Genomic DNA, 17,813 nt, shown 5'->3' on the forward strand with positions numbered 1-17,813 from the left:
ATGGGCGGAAATCCGCTCATTGCGGGTGGGGATGTGGGCGGGAATCCGCTTATGTCGATCGGGTGAAAACCGCCGGCCTTACAAAAACATCTCCCGACTCAGCCCATGCCGCTGCATCTTTTCATTGAAGGTGCGGCGCGGCAGTTGCAGTTCTTCGAGCACGGCTTTTACATCACCCTTGTGTCGGGTCAGGGCGGCGCGCAGGCATTGGGCCTCGAAGGCTTCCTGCTGGGCGGCGAGCGATTGCCCCGGTTCCGTGTCCAGGACGGGCGGTTGATCCAGCCCCAGCACCTGCCGTTCGGCGACGTTGGCCAGTTCGCGCACGTTGCCCGGCCAATCGTGGCTGAGCAGATGGCTCAACTGCGGACCGCTCAACGGCAGGGCGGGACGGCCGAGGCGTTCGGCGGCGCTGTGGGCGAAATGTTCGAACAGCAGCGCAATGTCCTCGCGCCGTTCACGCAGGGGCGGCAGGCGCAGTTCGGCGATGTTCAGGCGATAGGCCAGGTCCTCGCGAAAGCGCCCGGCCCGGGCTTCGTCCAGCAAGTCTGGTTTGGTGGCGGCGATGATGCGCAGGTCTACGTGGATGCTCTGGTTGGAGCCCAGTCGCTCGAGTTTTTTTTCCTGAAGCACGCGCAGCAGTTTGGCCTGCTGGGCCAACGGCATGCTTTCGATCTCATCGAGAAACAGCGTGCCGCCGTCGGCGTATTCGAGCTTGCCGATGCGCTTGCCTTGGGCACCGGTGAAGGCGCCGCTTTCATGGCCGAACAGTTCGGCCTCGAACAGCTGTTCGGGAATGGCCGCGCAGTTCAACGCGACGAAGGGCTTGCTCGCCCTCGGACCGAAGTCGTGCAGGCAACGGGCGACCAGTTCCTTGCCGCTGCCGGTTTCACCGCGGATCAACACATTGACCGGCAGGGTTGCCAGGTCCAGCACTTGGCGCCGCAGGTTTTGCAGCGCCCGGGAGGCGCCAAGCAGCGTGGTATCCAGCTTGACCCTGGCATCGGCCTGCTCGTGCAGTCGACGGTTTTCCAAGATCAGGAAACGCTTGTCCAGGGCCCGGCGCAAACTGCCAAGAAGGGCTTCTGGGCTGAAAGGTTTTTCAAGAAAGTCATAGGCGCCGTCGCGCATGGCTTCCACCGCCATCGGCACGTCGCCATGGCCGGTCAACAGGATGACCGGCAGGTCCGGGTCGCGCCGGCGTACTTCGGCCAGCAGCTCCAGGCCGCCAAGTCCGGGCATGCGCACGTCGCTGAGGATCACCCCCGGATAATTGTCCGGCAACTGCGCCAGGCAATCCTCGGCGCGACTGAACAATTGCACCTGGAACCCCGACAGGCTCAGCCATTGCTCGACGGCTGTGCGGATACTGGTTTCGTCATCGACGACTATGACCGAATCAAGCATGCAACTGCGCCTCCTGGTCGATGGGCAAGGTCACGCAGAATACCGCGCCGTTTTCATGGTTGTCCGCCGTCAGCCGCCCGCCGGATTCGTGAATGATTGCAAACGAAACCGCCAGCCCCAGGCCCAGGCCATCGCCCACGGCCTTGGTGGTGAAGAACGGGTCGAATACCTGGGCCAGGTGTTCCTCGGCGATCCCGTTGCCGCTGTCTGTCACGGTCAGGCTCCACAATTGGTCATCGGCCTGAAGACGCACTTCCAGGCGCTTGAGCGGTTGGTCGGCCATCGCGTCGAGGGCGTTGCGCAGCAGGTTGATCAAGACCTGTTCGAGGCGAATCGCATCGCCGCGCACCCACGCCGGGCGGGTCAGGTGCAAAACGGTGCTGACCTGCTCGTCGCGTAGGCGCGTGTCCAGCAGTTGCAGGGCCTGGTCGACCACCGCCGCCAGGTCCAGGCGTTCGCGCAGGCCGCTGGGGCTTTTGCGCGCGAACGTCTTCAAATGGCCGGTGAGGGCGGCCATGCGGGTCAGCATGTCATCCACCGGCTTGAGGGCTTTGTAGGCATCGTCGACCCGGCCGTGATCCAGCAGCAGGCGCAGGGTTGCCAATTGCATGCGTTGGGCGGTCAGCGGCTGGTTGATCTCGTGGGCCAGCGCCGCCGACATCTGCCCCAGGGCCGCGAGCTTGGCCGATTGCACCAGGCCGTCCTGGGCGGTGTGCAATTCGCGGGTGCGTTCATCCACCAGCCGTTCGAGTTCTTCGCGGCTGCGTTGGCGCAGTTTCGCCAGGCGCCAGCGTTGGTTGAGAAACAGCAGCAGGAACACCAGCGCCAACCACGACCCGGCGGCGGCGAGGCCGGCGTTGCGCAGGTCTTCGAAAGCGATCTGCGGACGGCGTAGCAGGTGCAAGGTCCAGCCTTCGCTGGTCAACGGCAGGGATTCCCAAAGGTAGTCCGCCGGGCCGTCGGGCGCCTCGACCCGGGACAAGTGACTGTTATCGTCAAAGCGTCGCAGCGGATCGAAGGTCAAAGGTTGTAGCGGTTGCTTGTCGTATTGGCGAGTGGCCTTGAGTTCGGCGCGGTCGCTGTCGGTCAAGGGTTGTAGATGGCGATAGCGCCAGCCGGGGCGGTTGGCGATGAAAATGATCCCCCGCGCATCGCTGACCAACAGCGTGTCGCTGCCCTGGCGCCATTCGCGCTCAAGCTCGGGGAACTCCAGCTTCACCACCATGGCGCCGAGGAACTCGCCGTTGTCGCCGGTCACCGCGCTGGACAAAAAATAGCCCGGGATGCCACTGGTCACGCCCACTGCGTAGAACCGCCCGGTGCCCAGAGTGCGGGTCTGGATGAAGTAAGGACGAAAACCGTAATTGTGCCCAACGTAACTGCTGGGCAATCGCCAGTTGCTGGCGGCAACGGCCAAGCCGTTGTGGTCGAGCAATTCCAGGGTGGACGACTGTGCGGCACCATTGATTTTTTCCAGCTTGCGGTTCAATGCATCCTGCTGCGTCGCGCCGACCGGGCCCTTGAGGGCATCGCGCAACTGCGGGTCCAGCGCCAGTACGGCGGGCAGGGCGCGGTAGCGTTCGATCAAGGTATGGAGGGAATTGGCGTACAGCGCCAGTTGTTGGCTGGCACGGCTGGCGTCTTCCTCCAGCGCCTCGCGTTCTGCGTGGCGCACGGCCAGGGTGGCGGCAATGATCGCGCCGGTGAGGATCAGCAGGATATACAACGACAGACGCAAGGGGCGTGGCATTGCGGGCATGTAAAAACGTCATGGCAGGACAGGGTCGGGCACGATAGCATGCCTCCGTCGGCCGTGATGCTCCTGCGCGCCGAGCCCCATCGAATCACGGTCTAGGGCCTTTGGCCCGCTTCAGCAAAAACTGATTGTCGGTGGTCCTGCTCTCTTTGTACGAAGCCATGCCTTTTTGCGCCCGATCGATATAGTCCAGGATCCCCCTGGTTTTTTGCTGCAGGGTTGAACGATGAATCGGTGCCGGTGTTTCTTGTGTCGTCATGTAGTTAACGTTAGGTAGCACTTCGCCCGGCTTTATAACGGTGGTTCCCAGGGTGTCAAAAGCCGCCTCGGTCGAGGTCCAGCGACTTTCCAGAGCCTCTTTCCATTCGGCGAGCATTTTGTCGATTTTCTGGATTTTCATGGGTGTCAGCCCCGTCTTGATGTCCTCGGCTTCTTGTGCTCGAGCAGCCAGGCTCAAGAAGTTCATGCCTGGAATAACCGAGCCCACGACACGGTTCATGAAAAAACTAGGGAAATCGCTGATGGAAAAGGTCAGGGGGGCGTCGCGAAAGCCAAGCCTACGGTCAATCGCCTCGACTGACATCGCCGATGTCTGCGGTATCAGTGGGCGGATCAAGCGTGCCGTTGGCAGGATGGCATCGGACAACGCACCGACCGTGTCGCCGCCGATATTTCCCCCAACGAGGCCACCCACATAAGGCATATCATTGAGACGCGGAGCCACGCTGGCAAACGCCTCACCTCCGACGAAGCCACCGGCAAACCCGAGGGCGCCGCCGATGGACTCACCCACCAGATTCTTCAGCAGATTCGTCTTGATACCTGACTGGGTGATGATGCTATCTATTTGCTTCAGGGCCGTGGCCGATTCTGTCCCCAATTCTGAAATAAAGTCCGAGTAGTTCATGATCTCCCACTTGAGTTTGTTTGTTCCTCCGTCATCCAGGTAGCGCACTGGGTTGTTTCCCACAAATGCATACATATTCAAGCCGTCCACATCCCTTGCCGGATCGGCACTGACCCAGCGCTGTAGCCACGGCGCGTAATAGCGCGCGCCGTAGTAGTAAAGCCCACTTTCGTCCATTTCCTTGCCAGAGTACCGAACGGTCTTGTAGCCGACTTCCACCAATGAGCGACCGGCCTGCCACGCGGTGCCGCCGAAGGGGTAAAAAAACTCAAGGCCGATCAGCCCGCCGTGACGGTCTAACTCTACGGTGTCGGAGCCCAGGTGATCATCGAGGCTGTAGCGCAACTGATCGGCTTCGATCCCGCCAGGTTGGCCGGTCTCCCAATGCAGGCAGCGGACATTGCCGTAAGCCAGCCCAAGGGTGATGACGTGGAGTGCTTCGCCGTCGCTGCAAATGCGTACCTCAAGGCCCGGCAGGTAATGTGTTTGCCGCACCATGCCGGTCGTGGCGTGGATCTTCCCGACCCGCTCACCTTGGCTATACAGGTAGGTTTCGTCATCGTTGAGCACACCATTGTCGCGCTCGATCACCGTGACATTGCTGAGCTGATCGCGAGGGTTCCAGGCAAGCTGTGGCGTACCGGGCTGAAGGAATAGCTGGTTGCCGTGGGCATCGAACAGCGTGTCGAAGTCCGGCTCGGGGTCGCCGTCCTTCCAGCGCACGCCCCGGTTGCTGTTTGGGTCGATGCGCATGATCTGGGTGTGATTGTTGCCCTCGCGAACATGGCGCAGGCGGGTCAGGTTGTTGCCCACGTCGTATTCATACCGTTGGGAATAATTGAAGAGACGGTTCGGGTCGATGGGAATGATCGGGGCCGGCAGGCCAGGTTGCAGGTGCGGTGTGTCGCCCTCGAAACCGCTGGCGCCGGTCAGGCGATAGAGCGAGTCATAAGTGAAGTCGCGATGGCCATCCACGCGTTGGTTGGCGAAATGGACGGTGGTGACCGTGTGGTCCTCGATGCGCAGCACATTACCGACGGGGTCGTAGACGTAAGCCAGGTTCTGGCGCGGGGCTTCACTGGGTTTTCCGGCCTGTAGCGTGCTGAGCCGCCCGTCGGCCGGGTCATAGGTCCAGCGGCTGATGACGCCATTGGCCGCGTCCTGACGCTCGATCTGGCCGGCGGCGTTGTAATAGGCCGCCAGCAGCAGCGGTTGCCGCGCCGCGTCCTGCTTGAGTTGCAAACTCACCCATATAAGTTGCCCGGCAACGTCCAGGCGCATGTCCTGCTGATGACCTCCGGCATCGGTCTGGCGAATGAGCGCGCCGAGGGTATCGAAGGTTTGCTCGGTGACGTAGGCATCACTGGCGGCGATGACACGCGCCTGGCGCAGGGGCAACCCCAACAAGCCATAACTGTCGAGGTTCAAGGTGCCGGACGGGTCGGTTTGCTCAAGCAGTTGACCGCGCAGGTTATGGCCCGTGTCTGCCGTAGCATCGCCATAGGCGAAGGTGTCGACATTGGCCTGGCCGTTTTCCTCCAGGGCCACCGGGCGTAGCTGGTCGTCATACGACGTGCGCCAATGACTGCCGCGGGCATTCCATAATTGCAAGGTTTCACCCGCCAGCCCCGGCAACGCCAGGCGCCATCCGGCGTCGACGCTGTCGGTGTGCAGTGGCTCGCCCAGAAGGTTGTAGACCGTGGCCTGATTGGGTTTGGGGGCGTTGCCGAACAGGCGAGGGTCCCATTGTTCAACGAGTTGGCCGGCGACGTTGAAGCGTTGCTGTGTTATCAGCGCGGTTGGGGGGGGCGAGGCTTGGCTTCGCAGATACGCGCCGCGCCGCACCGCCAGGCCTTGGCAGTTGAAGGCAACGACATCTGGAGTGCGGCTGTGGATAGCGCTCATCGATCGAAGGGCTCCATGTCCAAGCAGAGAGGGTTCGTCACTTCAGCCAATATAGCTGCGAACACATTGGACCGAACCTGTCAGGTCTGACAGGGCTTCGGTGCGCACGGATGCTTGACGAGGGCGGCAACAGGTGCCCTGCCGCCAACCCGTCGAGATGTGCGTCAATGCGAGCTCACTAGAGCATGCTTTGCGTCTGCCTCAAGCGGCCAATAGTGGCTTCCATGTCTCTTCTTAGGGCCACACGAGTGATGCCGTTCGATTTTCCAAATAGCTTCTCCAGCGGTACAAAGGTCCCGATTGCGTCAATACCTGCCTCATCGTATAGCTGTTCGACGGTGCCCATTTCCTCATTCAATAAGTCGATCAGGCCAGTAATGTAGGTATGTGCAATCGCCAATTTTTCCTCGGTCAATTCTTGCCCCGCCCCGACGATTTCATGGACGATTTCAACGGCGCCCGTTGCCGTCTTTATCAACGCGGAAATTTCGGTGGAACCCGTAGTAGCTAAAGCTTTCAGGGCGGTTGACGTACCGGTGTTGACCGTTTCCTTGGCCAGTTTCGAAAGGCCCTTTGGCGTGGGGGACGTCGCCGCGTGGATGAAGTCTTGGGTTTTTTTCGCGGCATACTCGGGAAGGTGCATCATTTTGTATTCCTGCTTCTTCACGATTTTTTCCTTGCTCAGCTTACTGCTTTTGAATTTGACCGATGCACTTGCACCTGTTCTTTCAGCCAAGTAGTCCAGGCCAGCGCCGATGCCTTTGCCCACCGTAAAGCCCAAAAGGCCGAAGCCTATGGCGCCAGGTGGGCCCAGTGCACTACCGACTATTCCGGCCGCGACGCCAAAACCAATACTCACGCCATAATTTGTGGCCTGCACAGCCACATGACTGCCGATGCGTATCGCCGCCGATTGGGCAAGGGCCGAGCCCGAGCGATGATTGGCCAGTTGCGTTTGAGCTTCGAGGGCCCTTCTAGAGGACATCTTCATAATGTCGGTGAGCCTGGTGACGCCTGCGGTCAACCGGGAACGACTTCGGTACATTTGGTTTTGGTTCTTCGATTCTTCTTTCCTGGTGTTTTTCTCCGCTTGAGTTTCTACCTTTAACAACTTCATCAAACCGTCGCCGTCGGCGTAGGTCATCGGGTTATTGGTGACGAACCCGTACAGGTTCAATCCATCGATATCCCCCGCCGGGTCGGTGCTGACCCAGCGCTGTAGCCAAGGCGCGTAATAGCGCGTGCCGTAGTAATACAGCCCGCTTGTATCCATTTCCTTGCCCGAGTAGCGAATCGTCTTGTAGCCGACTTCCACCAATGAGCGACCGGCCTGCCAGGCGGTGCCGCCAAACGGGTAAAAAGACTCAAGGCTGATCAGGTCGCCAGCGCGGTCCAGTTCCAAGCTGCTGGAGCCATGAGGTTCATCGAGGCTGTAGCGCAACTGATCGGCTTCAATCCCCCCAGGCTGGCCAGCCTCCCAATGCAGGCAGCGGACACTGCCGTATGCCAGCCCAAGGGTGATGACGTGGAGTACCTCGCCGTCGCTGGAAGTACGTATCTCAAGGCCCGGCAAGTAGTGCGTTTTTCGCGCCATGCTGGTCGCGGTGTGGTTTTTTTCGACCCGCTCACCCTGGCTGTAGAGATAGGTCTCATCATCGTTGCGTAAACTGTTGTCGCGTTGGATCACCGTGACGCTACTGAGCTGATCGCGAGGGTTCCAGGCCAGCTCTGGCGTACCAGCCTGCAGGAACCGCTGGTTGCCATGGGCATCGAACAGCGTGTTGAAATCCGGCTCGGGATCGCCGTCCGTCCAGCGCACGCCCCGATTGCTGTTTGGGTCGATGCGCATGATCTGGGTGTGATTGTTGCCCTCGCGAACATGGCACAGGCGGGTCAGGTTGTTGCCGGTGTCGTATTCGTACTGCTGGGCATAGTTGAAGCGGCGATTCGGGTCGATGGGAACGATCGGGGCCGGCAGGCCGGGTTGCAGGTGCGGTGTGTCGCCCTCGAAACCGCTGGCGCCGGTCAGGCGATAGAGCGAGTCATAAGTGAAGTCGCGATGGCCATCCACGCGCTGGTTGGCGAAATGGACGGTGGTGACCGTGTGGTCCTCGATGCGCAGCACATTACCGACGGGGTCGTAGACGTAAGCCAGGTTCTGGCGCGGGGCTTCACTGGGTTTTCCGGCCTGTAGCGTGCTGAGCCGCCCGTCGGCCGGGTCATAGGTCCAGCGGCTGATGACGCCATTGGCCGCGTCCTGACGCTCGATCTGGCCGGCGGCGTTGTAATAGGCCGCCAGCAGCAGCGGTTGCCGCGCCGCGTCCTGCTTGAGTTGCAAACTCACCCATATAAGTTGCCCGGCAACGTCCAGGCGCATGTCCTGCTGATGACCTCCGGCATCGGTCTGGCGAATGAGCGCGCCGAGGGTATCGAAGGTTTGCTCGGTGACGTAGGCATCATTGGCGGCGATGACACGCGCCTGGCGCAGGGGCAACCCCAACAAGCCATAACTGTCGAGGTTCAAGGTGCCGGACGGGTCGGTTTGCTCAAGCAGTTGACCGCGCAGGTTATGACCCGTGTCTGCCGTAGCATCGGCATAGGCGAAGGTGTCGACATTGGCCTGGCCGTTTTCCTCCAGGGCCACCGGGCGTAGCTGGTCGTCATACGACGTGCGCCAATGACTGCCGCGGGCATCCCATAATTGCAAGGTTTCACCCGCCAGCCCCGGCAACGCCAGGCGCCATCCGGCGTCGACGCTGTCGGTGTGCAGTGGCTCGCCCAGAAGGTTGTAGACCGTGGCCTGATTGGGTTTGGGGGCGTTGCCGGACAGGCGAGGGTCCCATTGTTCAACGAGTTGGCCGGCGACGTTGAAGCGTTGCCGTGTTATCAGCGCGGTTGGGGGGGCCGAAGCCTGGTTTCTCAGGTAAGCGATTTGCCTGGCGGGCAGGCCACGGCCATCGACCGCCGCGACATTTGGGGTACGGGAATGAACGGTGCTCAAGGCATTCGTCTGCTCACGCACGTCGATTCCCCGGATCCGTATCGTTGTAATCGTGATCGCACTGGTACCACGGATGGTAGACATGCCAGGCCTCATGCCCCTTGGCATTGACAACCTTCACCAGCCGTCCGGGCGGATCGTAGAACTGTTGGTCGTGGTAGCCGTGTTCGCGTATGGAGGCATCGTTGATGTAGCGCCAGGCATCGGCGAAATAGGGGCGATAGACCCGCGTGACCAGGCCTTTGTTGTTGTACTCGACCCGTTCGCTGACGCGCCAGCGTCGGTCGGCCTCGTGCTCGATGGGAGGTCCTTGGTCGTCCACTTGCAGCGAACCGTCCGCCGCCACGGCATAGGCGTTCCCAGGTTCGACCAATTGCTTGCTTTGCAACGCGCGACCGAAACCGTCCACGGCGCTGAGCGCAATGCGGATCTGCCGCAATGGGTCATCTGGATAGCGATCGGCACTCAGCACCACGCTATGAGCCGGCTCCCGCGTGGCCGCCCGGATCAGCGTCCAGAGCAGTTCCTCACCGGCGGTACGCGTTTTGAGCCGGGCCAGGTGAACACGCGCCGACGCACGAATGTGCCCGCTGGGCAGCAGATAGCGGGCGCTGACCCACTCGTCGCGCTGCGTCGTCAGTACTATCGCCAAGTCAAGCGTGCCCATCCAACTCATGTCTTCTATCCGCACGGCGCTGGCCATGTCACCGAGGGTGGCCTCGGGGTTTTCGATGGCGTGAGCGGGAGACAGGTCTTCGGGCGGCTCGTAGTTATCGATGGCCTTGAAGCCAGTCGGCAGGCCATTCTCGGTACCATGAAAAGTCACCGCCAAGGGCACTCCGGCCGGGCCATAAAGTGCCTCTTGGATGTTGTCGTTGGCGTCGATGATTGTTTGCGGCAGCAGCGAGTGATAGTCGTATTCGACGCGGGTTGTGCAGCCGTCCGGTAACGTCACGGCGATGGGCATCAGGTGATAGTCGTCATAGTCGGTCGTTGTAACGCCATGACTCTGGGTTTCCTGCAAGGCGCTGATATGGAAGAAACCTTCCAGCGGCAGGTAGGTGGGGAAGCCGATTTTTTTCGACCACAGCTCTTGCGCGGCGTCCTTGGCTGGGTCTTCTGGCAGGAACAGCTTCATGGGTTCGAAGCCAATCGTCTCCAGTTGCTGGCGAATGTCGAAAGGCTCTGGCACGGCGTCGTAGGCGTCCAGGGCCTGTTTGTCGAACTCGGCCACTTCCAAGGGACCGCGCAACGCCGGGAATCGGATGTTGTCCGAGCCGTCGCTCAGGTAAGTTTGTTCTTCCAGGGCGATCAAGACCCGGGCGGCATCCCACTGAGGTGAGTCTTGGTGCGCGGAGAAAGATTCGTAGCTGACTTGTTGTGGGGTCAATCCGTCTGGAAGCTCGCCTTTGGGGCGTTGCAGCCCGTTGGTTCGAGCGCGCCAGGGCAGGCCCAGTTGCATGCGTGGTCCGGTCGCGTCAAACAGGTCCAGCGACTCGGCCCGGCTCTCGATGAGATGAAAAACCTGCTGCTGATCGTCATGGGCGTCGCGCCACCAGATGTTCTCGACATCATCGTCAAAGGGCGGATCGTCGGTCGCGGCCAGGCGCCGGGCGTAATGCACCACGAAGCTATGCACCGGCTGGCCATGGTGGTTCCACTCAAGTGTGATGCTGTGCTGGACTTGGGGGTCGTTGATGAAGCCGTCGTATTGGAGGCTGACTGTTTCCACATCCAGTACCAACAAGCTTCTATTGCTCGCATGCGGTTGACGCAGCAGGTAGCGTTGTTGCGTCACGGTGTACGGTTCGAGCAGGGTGATGGATTCAGCGTGATGGGTCTCGCTGCGCAATACGTGGCCGCCCAAGGCGTAGGCCATTTCCCGGGCGGTGTCGGGGTCGGGGGGGACGATTTGATCGGCCCCGTCCCGCCCATGGAAACGCGCCAGCAGCATGGGGCCCAGCTGCGGCGCGTCGTCGTCGGCCTCGAAACAGTCTTTGAGCGGCTGATCGACGGTACGGCCGGTGTGGAACCAGGTCTTGACCAGCACTGGCGCGGTAAAACCGCTGTCCAGGGCAGCGCCGGGTAGTTCGCTGTCGAGTTGATGCAGGCGACCGAAGCCGCGGAACTCCCGGTGAAAGCTGTCGTAGTTTCCCTCGAAATAGGCGAAGCGCTGGGTCAGGCAGTTTCCGGTGATTTCGTCCAGTTGTTGCTGGCGTGCCACCAATGGCAGGGCCATTGGCAGGTAGCAGGCCGGCGCCTGGCGCAATGTCAGGATACGTAGTTTCTCATCCAGCCAGAATTGCGCGCTGCTGCGATAGCTCAGGCTACTGCTGCAGCCCATGTTGTTGTTCGTGGCGCTGAGCAGGTAGGGCCGTGTCGCGACGAAATCGTAGCGCCAATGACGGGGATGCATGTCCGGCGCGTGATGAGGAACACTCAGGATCAAGCTGGCACAACCCAGGCCTTGCAGATCGGCCAGGGTGACTTGGCAGAGTCGGTCGTAACGCAGGCCCTCGGGCCAGGGAACCCGCAGCGGAGTTTGCTCAAGACCATTGCCACCGCGGTTGAAATAGATTTCGAAACAATCGCTTTGCAGATAGATCAGTGCCGGCGCCCCGGAGCCGTCGAGATCGGCGATCCGCACCCGCTCGGCGTCGAACTCGGTGTAGGTGAAGGGCAGTTTGCTCATTTCGAAGCCTTCGCCGAAACGCCCATGACCCAGGTTTGGCCAGCACTTGATTTCATCGAAGCGAATACGGCACAGCTCGGTGGTGTCGCTGCCCAGCATATTGCCGAACAGCACCAGCTCGCTGCGCACGTCGCTGAACAATGGCAGGTCGCTGTCCGGTTCATGAGGCACTTCCACGCCCGCGGCGAACCCTTCTTCGCGAAGGTTGGCGTACAGCCGCACGCTTTTGGGACCGATCATGGCCAGCGAGCGCAGACCGTCGCCGGCCAGGTCGCCCAGTTGCGCGGCGGGGTGCAGGAACTCAGTGGGGAAGGAATCAAAATCCTTGAAAGTCGACCAGCTGCGGTCCGGGTTGAGCGTATAAAAACCATTCATGCCCGGTTGGGCGATGACCCAATTGAGGTGGCCGCTGCCGGTCAGGTCGGTCAGCACCTGCATCGCCGCCGAATGATCGGCCGCGATCGGGATGCTCGGCAACAGTGACCAGGGGCCATAGCTGATTTCGTCAGGATCCTCGCCTGCGCCGCGTTCAGGCTCCCGGTAATACCAACCGTCGGCGTAGCGACACAAGAAACCTGGAACGCCTTCACCGTAAAGATCGACACACTGGTAGCGACGGCCGTCTTCCAGGCCGGGCATGGTTTCCAAGGCAAAAAATGCCTTGGGTTCAAGGTTTGGCTCAAAGTCGGTGTATTGAAGCTCCACCGGTGGGCTGTGTTCGACCCGGCCGTCGGCATCCCAGTCCTGATAATGGGCTGCGGTCAACAAACTGTAGCCAGCCCTGATGGTGTCGGTGTATTCCAGCAGCAATCGCCGCACCAGCGCCGGTTCAGCGTCGGTGTCGGCGGGAAACTGGTGGAACATCAGCACCTGGTGGCACAAGCGCCGCGTGCCCACCTCAAAACCGTAGCGGTACGCGTGAATCGGGTCGCTGCGCGGTTTCCAGGCATTCTCGTCGGGGGCCGTCCAGGTGGGTTTCTCTTCAAGTTCGAGGGAGCGTTGGCCGTAATCGAAGACGAGATGAAAGTGCCAATCCAGGTCGGCCGGATCTTCATTTGCGAAGCAATACAAGGTATCGCTGGCCGTGGCGTTGCCGTAACAGACCCGTCGCAAGTAGCGCTGGGCGCGATAGTCATGGGGGCCGTCGAACTCAGCGCGATCCTGCGTATATTCGTAATAGATGTGCTCGCCCAGCGGGCTGACTTCTTCCAATAACAGCCACTCGGCGATGTGCGACGGGGTTGGCGGAACGGTGATGCGTGATGTATTGGCGATGATCGACGCTGGGCTTTTTCCATAGCAATACACGTGTCCGTTGCTGCCCTGTACGCGCCAGAACGCATGGCTGGTGATAGACGTCCAGAGTTCGTAGATGTCGAAGGCACTCTCGATCCTGGGGTAATAGCGCACCACCGCGTAGGTCAGGTCGCCCACTGTGCGGCAGGTCTGCCCGTCAAGATCGGGCCACATATCCACCCCGTCGGGCCCGACCATGACATCGTCGTCGCCGTAGAGCGGCACGCCTTTGCTGGTTTTACGAGCGATGCTGGGGATTGGCAGATGCATGCCGATGCCGAATAGGCCGTTGCCACTTTGACTGTTGTATTGCAGGGCCAGAGAGGGTGTCAGAAGACGGGCGCTCGACACGGGCAGCGGCAAGGTCAGGGAGGCGGCACCCCGCGTGCCGACCGGGCCGAGGCTGTTGCCGATGGTCGCAATCGACGCGCCGCCGGCGATGGTCGGCGTGATGATCTGGAGGGGCGTTTGCTCTGCCATGGACGTTCATCCCTTTGATCCGCGCCAGGGTTGATTCCCGGCATGGCTGAGGATGCCAAGAGATCGCAGGGGTGTAACCTGTCAGATCTGACAGGCAGGCAGGTACAGCCGATGAACGGCTGTGTCCAAGCTGAATAAGATTTGAAACCCCCGTGGCGAGAAATAGGTTGTTTGAAAATATAAAAAAGGCCGGTGGGCATGTCGCTCACCGGCCTTTTTTCACAGCGCTGAAGTGCGTGTTATTGCACTTCCACCGCGAGGCTTTCGCTGATCTTCTGCTGCCAGATGGCGGGACCGGTGATGTGCACCGACTCGCCTTTGCTGTCGACCGCAACGGTCACCGGCATGTCCTTGACCTCGAACTCGTAGATCGCTTCCATCCCCAGTTCGGCGAACGCCAGGACCTTGGATTTCTTGATCGCCTGGGCCACCAGGTAAGCGGCGCCGCCGACGGCCATCAGATAGACGGCCTTGTTGTCCTTGATCGCTTCGATGGCGGTCGGGCCGCGCTCGGATTTGCCGATCATGCCCAACAGGCCAGTCTGCTCAAGAATCTGGCGAGTGAACTTGTCCATCCGCGTGGCGGTGGTCGGGCCGGCCGGGCCGACCACTTCGTCGCCCACCGGATCGACCGGGCCGACGTAGTAGATGAAGCGGCCCTTGAGGTCTACCGGCAAGGTTTCACCCTTGTTCAGCATCTCGACCATGCGCTTGTGCGCGGCGTCGCGGCCGGTGAGCATCTTGCCGTTGAGCAGCACGGTTTCGCCCGGCTTCCAGCTCTGTACGTCTTCCGGGGTCAGGGTGTCGAGGTTCACGCGACGAGCCGACGGGCCGGCTTCCCAGACGATTTCCGGGTAGGCGTCCAGCGGTGGCGCTTCCAGCGAGGCCGGGCCAGTGCCGTCGAGCACGAAGTGGGCGTGACGGGTGGCGGCGCAGTTGGGGATCATGCACACCGGCAGGGAGGCGGCGTGGGTCGGGTAGTCCATGATCTTCACGTCGAGCACGGTGGTCAGGCCACCCAGGCCCTGGGCGCCGATGCCCAGTTGGTTGACCTTCTCGAACAGCTCCAGGCGCATCTCTTCGATACGGTTCTGCGGGCCGCGGGCCTTGAGCTCGTGGATGTCGATGGATTCCATCAACACTTCCTTGGCCATCACCGCGGCTTTCTCGGCGGTGCCGCCGATACCGATGCCGAGCATGCCCGGTGGGCACCAGCCGGCGCCCATGGTCGGAACGGTCTTGAGTACCCAGTCGACGATCGAGTCGGACGGGTTGAGCATCGCCATCTTCGACTTGTTCTCGGAACCGCCGCCCTTGGCCGCCACGTCCACTTCCACGGTGTTGCCCGGGACGATGGAGTAGTGGATGACCGCCGGGGTATTGTCCTTGGTGTTTTTGCGCGCCCCTGCCGGGTCGGCGAGGATCGATGCACGCAGGACGTTTTCCGGCAGGTTATAGGCGCGACGCACGCCCTCGTTGATCATGTCGTCCAGGCCCATGGTCGCGCCATCCCAACGCACGTCCATGCCCACGCGCACGAACACGGTCACGATGCCGGTGTCCTGGCAGATCGGCCGATGGCCGGTGGCGCACATGCGCGAGTTGATCAGGATCTGCGCCATGGAATCACGGGCCGCCGGCGATTCTTCGCGCAGATAGGCCTCGTGCATCGCCTGGATGAAATCCACGGGGTGGTAGTAGGAAATGAACTGCAGGGCGTCGGCAACGCTCTGAATCAGGTCGTCTTGCTTGATCACGGTCATGAGTCGCGCTCCTCTCTAAGACGGGAACATTTTATGAGGCAGCTGTAAGCTTCAAGCTCCAAGCAACAAGCTGAAGCAGTACGCGTACTGCTTTGAACTTGCCGCTTGGAGCTTGGAGCTTACAGCTGGCCCCAGGTCAAGGCACGCCGGGCATGCTGGCGCGACGCTAAAAAGGCGCGGCAGTATATCGCAGGCGGGCAACCTATGGGAGCGAGGTTGCTGGTGATGGCAACCTGCGCGCTGAAGGGCTGGAATGCACCCCGTGGCGAGGGAGCTTGCTCCCGCTGGGCTGCGTAGCGGCCCCAAGATTTTGCGGTCGCTGCGTACTGGAGCGCCAGCCCGGCCGAGCGGGAGCAAGCTGCCTCGCCACGGGGGCAGCGTCGGGGCCGGCAGATGCGTCAATCTGGGCCATTGCTTTGACGCCATTTTTCTGAGCCAGAATTGAATGGTCATTTGCCGAACACGCCACTAAAGTGGCGTCTGGCCTGTAGCGTAGGACACCTCTATCAGCCCCCTTTCCCATGGTGAGTCACCGATTGACCCATAACGCCATCCAACGCCTTTTGCTGAAACGCTTCGCCCTGGCAGCCACGACTTATGCGCTGGCACTGGTGTTGCTGTGGCTGGCGTTTTTCAGTGGCCATTACCTCGACTCGTTGCGCGGCGTCGTCATCGGCAGCGTGTTGGTAGTGCTGTGCCAGGTCGGGTTGTTCACGCTGTTCATCTCTGGCCGCAACTTGCGCTTCGCCGACCCCAGCCTCACGGAAGTACAGGTCTGGATCGGCCTGGGCTGGCAGACCTGGATGATGGCGCACCTTGACCAGGCCCGGGGCCTGTTCCTGGTGTTCTATGTGCTGATCCTGCTGTTCGGGCTGTTCCACCTGACGCGACGGGCCTTCGTGCGCTGCGCGACGCTGGTGTTCATCAGCTTTACCGGCATCACGCTGTGGGACGGCTATTTCTTTCGGCTTTCCGATCCGACCCTCGCCGGGCTGCAAGTGTGCGTGTTGTTCATCGTGCTGGTGTGGCTGGTGTTGTATGCCCGCTACGTCCAGACCTCGCGCCAACGCATGCGCCAGCGCCGGTTCGCCTTGCAGGCGCACCAGGACACCCTGCGCGGCATGATGCGCCAGCTTGAAGACCTGGTGGCCACCGATGAACTGACCGGGCTGTTCAACCGTCGGCATTTCTTGCGCCTGGCAAGTCGCGAACTCAATACATTGCGGCCCGGCGTCGCCCATGGGCTGGCCTTGATCGATCTCGATCATTTCAAACGCATCAACGACTTGCACGGCCATGCCGCTGGCGACCAGGTGCTCCAGGCATTCGCGACCGTGGCCACGGCCTGCCTGCGTGAAGGTGATGTGCTGGCCCGTTATGGCGGCGAAGAATTCGTCATGTTGCTGCCAGCGTGCGACCCGGCGCGCCTGACGGCTTGTTGCGAACGCTTGCGGCTGGCGTTCAACGAAGTTCAGGTGATCGAGTTGCGCGTCGGCAGTCTCAGCCTGTCGGTGGGCATGACGATGCTGGAAATGGGCGATGACCTGGACAGCGCCTTGCAGCGCGCCGACCAGGCCTTGTACCGTGCCAAGCGGGACGGCCGTAATCGTTGCGCCGCCGCCTGGGAGAACATCGATGCCTGAGCTGAAAGTCACCGGCCGGCAATGGACGGTGACGGCGGGCGCCAACTTGCTGGACGCGCTCAACCAGGCCGGCGTGTCGGTGCCCTACAGTTGCCGTGCCGGCAGTTGCCATGCGTGCCTGGTTCAATGCGTGAGCGGCGATGTACGTGACAGTCGACCTGACGCCCTCAGTCCTGCGCAGCGTGACCAAGGTTGGCGACTCGCATGCCAATGCCAAGTCACCGAAGATGTGCAGATCCACACGTTCGATCCGCAACGCGACGGCCAGGCTGCCGAGGTGGTGGCAGTGGATTGGCTCGGCGCCGACGTGCTGCGCTTGCGCATCACCCCAGAGCGACTGCTGCGTTATCGAGCCGGGCAACACTTGGTGCTCTGGGCCGGTGACGTCGCGCGCCCGTATTCCTTGGCGAGCTTGCCCGGGGAAGACCGTTTCCTGGAATTTCACCTCGATTGTCGCGAACCTGGTCAATTCATCAGTGCGGCGCGACAACTGAAGGCTGGCGACCCGATTCGCCTCGGTGAACTGCGCGGCGGCACACTGCATTATGATCCCGACTGGCATGACAAGCCGTTGTGGCTGCTGGCGTCCGGCACAGGCCTGGCGCCGTTGTTCGGCATCTTGCGCGAAGCCTTGCGCCAGCAGCATCAAGGCGCGATTCGCCTGATACATGTGGCCCGTGACGCCAGCGGACACTATCTCGCAAAACCTCTGCAGGCCCTGGCGGCCAAACATCCAAACCTGAGCGTTGAGTGGATCATCGGGGCCGAGGCGCCAGCGGCACTGGCGCAACTGCGCCTGACGTCCCGGCAGACCCAGGCCTTGGTGTGCGGCCAGCCGGAACGGGTCGAGGCGTTTGCCAAGCGTCTGTACCTGGCGGGGTTGCCACGCAATCAGTTGTTGGCGGATGTTTTCCTCACCCGCGAGAACGGTGTGGGCTGATCAGTTTGCACAACAAAAAGCCCCGC

Annotated in this window: 8 protein-coding genes; 2 read left to right on the top strand and 6 right to left on the bottom strand. The window is 61.4% G+C overall.

Annotated features, from left to right (window positions below; genetic code table 11):
* Positions 1–78: 78 nt before the first annotated feature.
* The 6 genes from J3P82_RS06135 to J3P82_RS06160 form a co-directional block, all read right to left on the bottom strand.
* Positions 79–1,404 (bottom strand): sigma-54-dependent transcriptional regulator, encoded by a 1,326-nt coding sequence (locus J3P82_RS06135; protein ID WP_434561525.1) that lies wholly within the window; start codon positions 1,402–1,404, stop codon positions 79–81.
* Positions 1,397–3,163, bottom strand: coding sequence for a sensor histidine kinase (locus J3P82_RS06140; protein WP_434561527.1), 1,767 nt, complete (start codon positions 3,161–3,163; stop codon positions 1,397–1,399). The genes J3P82_RS06135 and J3P82_RS06140 overlap by 8 nt, the downstream gene beginning before the upstream one ends.
* Positions 3,164–3,248: 85 nt before the next feature.
* On the bottom strand, positions 3,249–5,972 hold the full coding sequence (locus J3P82_RS06145; protein WP_434561529.1) for an RHS repeat-associated core domain-containing protein: 2,724 nt from the start codon (positions 5,970–5,972) through the stop codon (positions 3,249–3,251).
* Positions 5,973–6,150: 178 nt separating this feature from the next.
* On the bottom strand, positions 6,151–9,057 hold the full coding sequence (locus J3P82_RS06150) for an RHS repeat-associated core domain-containing protein (RefSeq protein ID WP_434561531.1): 2,907 nt from the start codon (positions 9,055–9,057) through the stop codon (positions 6,151–6,153).
* The gene (locus J3P82_RS06155; protein WP_434561533.1) at positions 8,987–13,441 is read right to left on the bottom strand and encodes a SpvB/TcaC N-terminal domain-containing protein; all 4,455 of its coding nucleotides are present in this window, start codon (positions 13,439–13,441) and stop codon (positions 8,987–8,989) included. The genes J3P82_RS06150 and J3P82_RS06155 overlap by 71 nt, the downstream gene beginning before the upstream one ends.
* 239 nt (positions 13,442–13,680) lie before the next feature.
* Positions 13,681–15,204, bottom strand: a complete 1,524-nt coding sequence (locus J3P82_RS06160) for a fumarate hydratase (protein WP_122589657.1) — start codon at positions 15,202–15,204, stop codon at positions 13,681–13,683.
* 536 nt (positions 15,205–15,740) lie between these two features.
* Here J3P82_RS06160 and J3P82_RS06165 point away from each other — a divergent pair.
* Together J3P82_RS06165 and J3P82_RS06170 are read left to right on the top strand one after the other, a co-directional pair.
* Entirely contained in the window at positions 15,741–16,847 is a 1,107-nt protein-coding gene (locus tag J3P82_RS06165; protein WP_434561535.1) for a diguanylate cyclase domain-containing protein, read from the top strand.
* Positions 16,840–17,787 carry an iron-sulfur-binding ferredoxin reductase gene (locus tag J3P82_RS06170; protein WP_434561537.1) on the top strand — a complete coding sequence of 316 codons (948 nt, stop codon included), beginning with the start codon at positions 16,840–16,842 and terminating at the stop codon, positions 17,785–17,787. The genes J3P82_RS06165 and J3P82_RS06170 overlap by 8 nt, the downstream gene beginning before the upstream one ends.
* Positions 17,788–17,813: the final 26 nt, after the last annotated feature.

Origin of the sequence: Pseudomonas sp. Z4-20, from assembly GCF_051131955.1 — a bacterium.
Classification (GTDB): domain Bacteria; phylum Pseudomonadota; class Gammaproteobacteria; order Pseudomonadales; family Pseudomonadaceae; genus Aquipseudomonas; species Aquipseudomonas marvdashtae.